The sequence below is a fragment of the Psychrobacter sp. FME13 genome (genome assembly GCF_014861395.1).
GTDB lineage: Bacteria > Pseudomonadota > Gammaproteobacteria > Pseudomonadales > Moraxellaceae > Psychrobacter.
This window is the reverse complement of sequence record NZ_RRYV01000130.1, coordinates 1-8,664: the sequence shown is the minus strand read 5'-3', so window position 1 is coordinate 8,664 and position 8,664 is coordinate 1. Positions and strand designations below refer to the sequence as shown.

The window sequence follows — 8,664 nt, the reverse complement described above, 5'->3', positions numbered from 1 at the left end:
TTCTATGTCAATTATGGCTATGTCTGATGCCAGCATACTTTTTAGAACACCACCGAATTTTTAATTTACCTTATAGTAACTAAAGGTACTGAATTGGTTGTGTTTTACAAGTCCAAAAAACAAAAATATCAAGATGATAGTATAACCTCACCTTGATATTTTATAAGGAAATTTCACTAGGCAACTATATAGAATTTCAAATAAATTTAATAATACTTTTTCTGACTGCTTAATACAAATGTACTTTACCCATCCTTCCTTCACCACGCTCAGTCAAATATTGCATCACAGGCGTACTCAACAGTTTTGATTCTGCTAACGCTGTGGCTTGTACTAGACGTTTTTGTTGGCGACGTTCAGGTGTTTTATTTTCAGCTATCATGATACTACCATCAATTTTTAGGTCGATATTTGCTTGCGTAAACTGCTGTTTCAGCTTAGCCGCTAACTGCTGAAAAGTAGCTTGTAAGTGACGACTATCCACACTAGTTACAAAGACTGCCTTGCCGTCACACAGTCCTGTCATCATACCTTGTCGAGCAAGCGCTAGCTCATCTGGAGCCAAGATATCTACTTCGCGTGCCGTTTGTAACCAATAATCCCATTTTTCTGGTGTCCACTCTCCTATTAACTCCTGCGCTGGACAACGTAGCAAAACACGAGGGTCATCATGCTGAGAAGTTAACTGGGAATTATTTGCATCAGGCTCAACAATTGGTTCAGGCTCAACAATTGGTTCAGGCTCAACAATTGGTTCAGGCTCAACAATTGGTTCAGGCTGCACGCTATCAGCCATCAAAGTTAAGTTCTGTTCTGGATCACCAATATTATTGACACTTAACGGGTTATCTTCGTGAGACTCAGATTGATAAGAGTCGGCTTGTGACATGTCACTACTAGACGCCTGATAGTCAATATCATAAGGCTGTGATGGCGGTTCTGAAGCTTGATGTACGACAGCATCGACAGATGCTGTAGAAGCAACTGTTTCTATAGATGATGCTTCTGTAGAGGATACCTCACTGTCATAAATATTGTTCAATACTTCATCTATTGGCAACGGACGAAAGGCCAGTAGACGCAAGATACACATCTCAAGTGCCTGCATAGGCGTACTGGCAAGCTTAACGCCTTCACGCGCCTGCACCACAATTTCATAATACAGTTGTAACACATCTGGGCTAATATGCTTTGCAAGTACAGTAATCTCTTGTGCTTGCACTTCATTTACATTCAAAGCGACTTCAGGTAATAATTGAGTCAAGGCCAATTGATGAAGCAGCTCAGTGAGTCCATCAAACATACTAGTCGCATCAACCATTTGCGCGCGCATTTGCTCGATATGGTTCGCCACAGCAGACTTATCATGGTTATATATATCAGTAATCAAACGGATCAAGTCAGCCGCATCAATCAAACCAAGCATAGCATTAACAGTGACATCATCTAGTCTACCTTGACCAAAAGCAATGGCTTGATCGGTCAACGACAAGGCATCACGCACCGAGCCTTTCGCGGCACTGGCTAACTGCCAAAGGGCGGGCTGTGTATATGCTACTTGCTCTTGGTTAAGAATATTGGCCAAATGCTCACTGAGCAACGTCTGTGGTAATGGACGTAGTACAAACTGTAAACAGCGCGAGATGATGGTAATAGGCAGTTTTTGTGGATCAGTTGTGGCAAGTAAAAACTTTACATGCTCAGGCGGCTCTTCTAACGTTTTAAGTAAAGCGTTAAAACTGTGCGTAGACAGCATATGCACTTCATCGATGAGATAAACTTTATAACGTCCTTGGCTTGGCGCATAGGGTACGTTATCAAGCAGCTCGCGTGTGTCTTCAACTTTGGTACGCGACGCTGCATCGATCTCAATAAGATCGATAAAGCGTCCTTGATCGATGGCCACGCAGTTATCACACACCCCGCAAGGCGTACTAGTGATGCCCGTATCACAGTTCAGACATTTCGATAAGATACGTGCAATCGTCGTCTTACCAACGCCACGCGTACCTGTAAACAAATAAGCATGATGTAAACGGTTATAATCAATCGCATTAATCAATGCTTGCGAGACATGCGTTTGCCCAATTAACTCATGAAAGTTTTTGGGACGATATTTGCGAGCTAAGACTTGATATTGCTGCGTCATAATAAATGCCAATATAAATAATACAAATATAGATAAAGTGTCAAACCAGCGAGCTATATTAGCTTTAGATTATAACTGAGCTTGAAGTTTTGCCAAACGTTCATATAAACGCTGAGTATTTTCATCAATCAACGTACCTGTTTGATGAAAAATATCCAAATACACCTCGGTGTTTACGCTGTCTTCACAAGGTCGAAACTCTACACCAAGCAAAAACAAATCACTCATTACTGGATCTTGTAGTTGGGCATTGAGATCTGACAATAAATCCTGATGAGATGAACGCACATCCCCTGCACTCAACGAGCTACTATCATCTTGCGCATAAAACACTATAAGATAATGTCGACCAAAGACATGATAAGAGTGCTCATGACGAACATAACCATTCCAACGAGAATCTTGATCCATGGTTCTATAAGCTAAAATCTTTTCTACTAGACACGCATAGGTATACATTGACTCATCTGCCAACACATCTATTTGTGCTCTTGGTAATGGTTTACCTGCTTTGTGATAACGCTCAATCACACTATTAAAAAGTTTATACCACATCCGAGTGTATTTTTGAATCTCAGCCATTAAAGCATTGGCAAATACAGTCTGATTCGGTTCTGATACTTTACGTAAACGTAATTCTATTTGGTCAATTAACTCGTTATCAATCAACCGTTCTTGAACATCAATCGCTCTTTGGTGAAAGTCAGGTGATTGCAAAAACTGTTTTAATAATGTTGACTCATTTTTAAATGATGAAAAACTGGCTAACTGATCACGATGAAAATCTAAAAATGTCGTCAAATCACTTGGGGTCACCAATTGACTGAGTATATCAGCGAAGTTTTGATAGCTAAAAACTTGTAAAACACTTTGTTCATTATCTAGATCCAAAACGCAGTCTTCAGCGAAAAAACGGCTGCCATATTCATAGCCAACGGCATAAGAGGAAAGACCAGATTGTTCGTCCTGATGACTGATGGACAATGAGGTTAAGCCAATAAAATAAGTTTTTTTATCAGCTATCGATGTGCTCCTCGCTGCAACCAACTTATCATTTTTGTGATAAACCTGAGCGTGACGTTTGATTAACTCATTAACAACTTCCTTTCTCCACTCACGAACTTTAGCACTATCCACTTCTTTCTTATTCGCTTGTCTCACAACCGTATTGACAAGAAAATAAATAGTCGCGTCCGAAAACTCAAAAACAAAATCATAACCCTGAAATTTCTGAGGGTCAGTGATTTTGTCTTTGGGTAATTCATATAAAGATAAAAAACATTGCTGAATCATTTTTTGCCAAAGCGAGAATGATGCTTGCTGAGTATCCATAATATTCCTATAAATGCAATCCCATAAAAAGTCTTAAACCCATCATCTTAAAAGGAGTAAAACTTTCTATCTTCAGTTGAATATCAGTGCAGATTAAGGCGTCTCTTTATAGCAAGCAAATCCACTTTAACCTTCATGCTTGCGGCGCATGTGCGGGAACAAAATCACGTCACGAATGCTAGCAGAATCAGTCAGTAACATGACTAAGCGATCAATTCCAATACCCTCACCGGCTGTCGGTGGTAGGCCATAAGACAATGCTTCGATATACTCTTCATCGAAATGCATTGCTTCATCATCGCCAGCGTCTTTTTCAGCGACTTGGCCGTGGAAGCGTTCTGCTTGATCTGCTGGATCATTAAGCTCGCTAAAGCCATTGGCCAATTCACGGCCACCAACAAACAGCTCAAAACGATCGGTGATTTCAGGATTGTCATCACTACGGCGTGCTAATGGTGAAGTTTCAGCTGGATACTCAGTGATAAACGTTGGTTGACGCAATTGATGCTCAGCAGTTTCTTCAAAGATAATCGTTTGTAATTTACCTATGCCAAAACCGTCTTTGACTTGTTGCTTTAATGTTGTTGACGCATACTCTGCCAGATACTCACGGTCATTGATGCGTGCCATATCAAAGTTGTCTGCATATTTTGCAATCGCATCCGTCATCGATAAACGTGCAAACGGCGCTTTTAGGCTAATGTCTTCTTCTTGATAGGTGATTTCAGTTGTACCCAAAATATCCATTGCCAATTCGTTAAATAAGCGCTCAGTCAGGTTCATCAAGTCATGGTAATCTGCATACGCTTGGTAAAACTCAATCATAGTAAATTCAGGGTTATGACGAGTAGAGACACCTTCGTTACGGAAGCTGCGGTTAATCTCAAATACTCTCTCAAATCCGCCAACGACTAAGCGCTTCAGATAAAGCTCAGGCGCGATACGTAGATAAAGTGGCATATCTAAAGCGTTGTGATGGGTCACAAACGGACGCGCCACAGCACCACCTGGGATAGGATGCATCATCGGCGTTTCAACTTCCATAAAACGCTCGTTTAACATAAATTTGCGAATACCACTAACGACTTGGCTACGAATCATAAACGTATCACGAGTCGTCTCATTGGTCATCAAATCAAGATGACGGTTGCGATAGCGAGCTTCTACGTCAGCTAGGCCATGGAACTTGTTTGGCATCGGACGTAGTGATTTGGTCAATAAGTTAAATTCTTCGATATGAACGTACAAATCACCCTTACCTGAGCGACCGATATAACCTGATACGCCAACGATATCACCCAAATCTAGTGACTTGATGCTTGCACGTGTCTCATCATCAAGCTCTTTACGTGCGACATATAATTGAATACGACCTGTCATGTCCTGAATGACGATAAATGAGCCACGGTTGAGCATAACTCGACCTGCGATATTGACCTGAGTCTTTTCGCCATTTGCTGCTTTTTCTTCAATTTCTTGCTTTGATACACCATCAAAAGCCGTTTGTAAGTCTTGCGCATAATCAGTGCGTTTAAACGTATTTGGATACGGCTGCTTGCCCGAAGCACTGATATCATCTAGTTTAGCTTGCAGTTGTGCAATCAGCTCGTTAGCATCTTCTGGAGCTTGCTCTTGATTCTGATTTTGATTATTGGGCTTTGACATAACACTCTCAAAATTATTAGGTGATTAAAAGAAGAAATAAAAACTATAAATTTAAAATAAGACGTTCAGATAAAAAACGTCCTAACAAACATGACAATCAATCGACACAAATAGCAGGCTGTGCCACACCTTTTTTAATAACTTGATAACATCCAAAAACACTGCTATTACTGGCGCATTGTCCAGTTTGATTTTTAGCATTTGGTTTAGCGAAACCACTGGCGTTCTTACATTGTCCTTCGCAGTCAGCACTATCCTTACAAGCTTTACCAGCATCACTGTAAGATAATACGCACTGATAGCAACCACGCCTACCTTGCCGAACAAACCGCCCATTTTGTGAGCGACAAGCCATAACCATCTCACTAGGTGGATAAACACAAGCTTGATAAGTAAGTGGATCGGCTATCATGTTTTCCGATATGCTATCGGAGGACTGCTCTGGTGACGTAGATGGTATGGAACTACAAGCAGAGAGGCCAATCGCCATAAAAACACCACATAAAACACGATTAGGAAATAATCTTAAATTAAACCTGTCATTTATCATAATTATTACCTTATCTTCGGTATCAAAAATAACTGGCTATCTTTTCGTTCGTACTTATGTCAGTAAGACTGACAAACCTGTTGTTTTGTAGCTATCTTATTCACCGCCGCCGATACTAGCCATTAGGTCTGCTTGATGCTCACGCAATAAGGCATCAAGCGTCTCATCCAAGTCACCTTCCATAATAGAATCAAGCTTATATAAGGTAAGGTTAATGCGATGATCGGTCATACGCCCTTGCGGGAAATTATAAGTACGAATACGCTCACTACGGTCACCACTACCGACTAGGTCACGACGTATAGAATCTGCCACGTCGACCTGTGCTTGCACTTTGGCTTGTTGGATTTTTGAGACCAGCATTTTCATCGCATGTGCACGGTTTTTGTGTTGGCTACGCTCTTGTTGACACTCTACCACAGTGCCAGTGGGAATATGCGTCAAGCGTACGGCTGAGTCAGTGGTGTTAACGTGCTGACCACCCGCCCCGCTTGAGCGGAAAGTATCCATTTTTATGTCTGCAGGATTGATATCCACTGTATCATCGATCTCAACTTCTGGCATGACCGCAACCGTACACGCTGAAGTATGAACACGACCTTGACTCTCAGTTTCAGGCACACGTTGTACACGATGAGCGCCTGACTCGAACTTTAGACGACCATAGACGCTGTTGCCAGATACACGGGTGATGATTTCTTTATAACCGCCATGCTCGCCCTCATTAGCTGACAGTACTTCTACTGTCCAGCCTTGGTTCTGCGCGTATTTTTGGTACATACGGAACAAATCACCAGAGAAAATCGCCGCTTCATCACCGCCTGTCCCTGCTCGAATCTCTAAGAACGCTGGTACCTTATCATTAGGATCTTTTGGCAGCATCATGACATTGAGTGCTTCTTCCATCTCCACTATGGTGTCACGTGCGCTTTCGATCTCATCGTTCATCATCTCTTTCATATCAGGATCAGTTGCATCAGCTAGCATCACTTCTGCGTCGGCCTGATCTGTCTCTGCCTGCACATAGTTCTGCCACAGCGTCGTGATTTCCATCAAGTCACTGTGCTCGACAGACAATTCACGAAATTTATTATTATCACTAATGACACTAGGATCTGATAATAAGGCGGTGACCTCTTCATAACGGTCTACCATCTGGTCTAAACGCAGGCGTAAGGATTCTTTCATAAAAGGACTTTTAATTAGATGAGAGGAATAAGAGAGTGATTATAGCAAATTTTTTGCCTTAAATTAAAACCTCTGCGTAATCTTGTCGTTATTCTAAGCAATCTTACCATTATATCGCTAAACAATATGGTCAAACGTCTGCACCGATTCTAGATTGGTTATCATTAACTGGTTTTCTCACTCGGGGTTTATGGTATTTCTTTCAGAAAATTCAAACAAAAAAATAGCCAAGAACATTCTTGGCTATTTTTAATGTGACAGTTTTTCGTATGACAATAAAGTCTGATAATAATTCGATGATTAAACAATTCGATGATTAAACAACTTAAACCTTACGAACCAATACTGAACCAATCGAGTAACCAGCACCGAATGAACAAATAACGCCCAAATCGCCAGATGCTAGTTTGTCTTTATAGCGATGGAAGACAATCATCGGACTAGCTGAGCTGGTATTGGCAAATTCAGCGATGACACTTGGCACAATGGCTTTATCAGCTTCTTTACCAACGACTGTGCGTAAGATTAAATCAAGCATATTGGCATTGGCTTGGTGTAACCACATCATCTTCACATCGCTGGCTTGTAATTCGTTCTCGGTCAAATGCTCAGTGATAATCTCTGACACTTTCGGACAGACTTCACGGAATACTTTACGGCCATTTTGCAAAAACAGCTTGTCAGTCACTGGTGCTTTGATATCTGGGTACATCTCGGTCTGTGCCGCCAAATATTCTGAGCGATCCATAAATCCATATTCGTTTTTGATGTTGGTCGAAAACTGGGTGAATAGCTTAGAGTTCAGAATCTCATAGCCTTTTGGCGTATCTAGATCTTCAACGATAGATGCTGTTGCGACATCACCAAAGATAAAGTGACTGTCACGATTACGCCAGTTTAGATGCGCTGAGGTAATCTCAACGTTGACTACAGCGATACGCTTGGCCAGACCAGAGACAATAGAACCATGTGCTTGTGATAGACCAAATGTCGCTGCACTACAGGCAACATTCATATCATAAGCAAACCCACCAACCATACCAATCTCGTTTTGAATCTCGATGGCAACTGCTGGGTAAGTACGCTGAAAGTTTGAGCAAGCAAGGATAATACCATCCAAGTCATTGGCTTCTAATCCAGCGTCAGCCAATGCGTCCTTTAACGCAGCAGCACCCATCTCTGCCATAACAGACAGCTCTTCACCTAAGTTGCGATAGGCAATCACTGGCGCCATGATTTCAGGGTTTAAGATACCGTCTTTTTCCATCACATAACGTGATTTGATGCCAGAGACTTTTTCGATAAAGGCCGCGGATGAAGGCTGAAGCGCTGTAACCGTCTCTGCGGCTATCTCGTCAGCATGTTCTGTATTATAGTTTTCAACATACTGGTTAAATGACTCAACTAACTCTTCGTTGCTGATGCTATAAGGTGGAATGTATAGGCCTGTGCCTGTGATACAAGTCGTCATGATAAGCTTCCTTGTCTACTGCTATAGTGCTTAAAATAAGCATAAAGGTTAAAAAATAATAGTCATTTGCTTTCGGTGAATGACTGTAAACTTAAAATCAGTGGCTTTATTATGCCTGAATATTATAATTTTTCTAATACTTTGTTACAAATAACCTGTTTGTTGCGAAAAACGAGCAAAGATTACCTGATTTTACAGCAGCTACGCTATAATTGACGCTATTTTTTCTTTCAAGCCTCACTAAAAATACGTATTTGACATACTCCCACCACTTTCGCAAAGCTCAAGTGGGGGATTCTAAAAGCAAAT

The 8,664-nt window shown here is 41.3% G+C and carries 6 protein-coding genes; all 6 read right to left on the bottom strand.

What is annotated here, in order from left to right:
• Positions 1-229 precede the first annotated feature (229 nt).
• Entirely contained in the window at positions 230-2,149 is a 1,920-nt protein-coding gene (gene dnaX, locus EI164_RS12555; RefSeq protein WP_192520291.1) for a DNA polymerase III subunit gamma/tau, read from the bottom strand.
• 69 nt (positions 2,150-2,218) lie between these two features.
• Positions 2,219-3,481: a hypothetical protein gene (locus EI164_RS12550; RefSeq protein WP_192520290.1), complete on the bottom strand. Its 1,263-nt coding sequence runs from the start codon at positions 3,479-3,481 to the stop codon at positions 2,219-2,221.
• 126 nt (positions 3,482-3,607) lie between these two features.
• Positions 3,608-5,146: a lysine--tRNA ligase gene (gene lysS, locus EI164_RS12545; RefSeq protein WP_192520289.1), complete on the bottom strand. Its 1,539-nt coding sequence runs from the start codon at positions 5,144-5,146 to the stop codon at positions 3,608-3,610.
• A 97-nt stretch (positions 5,147-5,243) separates the two neighbouring features.
• A complete protein-coding gene (locus tag EI164_RS12540; protein WP_192520288.1) occupies positions 5,244-5,696 on the bottom strand; it encodes a hypothetical protein in 453 nt (150 codons plus the stop codon).
• 96 nt (positions 5,697-5,792) lie between these two features.
• On the bottom strand, positions 5,793-6,884 hold the full coding sequence (gene prfA / locus EI164_RS12535) for a peptide chain release factor 1 (protein WP_192520287.1): 1,092 nt from the start codon (positions 6,882-6,884) through the stop codon (positions 5,793-5,795).
• Between the two features lie 325 nt (positions 6,885-7,209).
• Positions 7,210-8,355 carry a beta-ketoacyl-ACP synthase III gene (locus tag EI164_RS12530; RefSeq protein WP_192520286.1) on the bottom strand — a complete coding sequence of 382 codons (1,146 nt, stop codon included), beginning with the start codon at positions 8,353-8,355 and terminating at the stop codon, positions 7,210-7,212.
• Positions 8,356-8,664 lie beyond the last annotated feature (309 nt).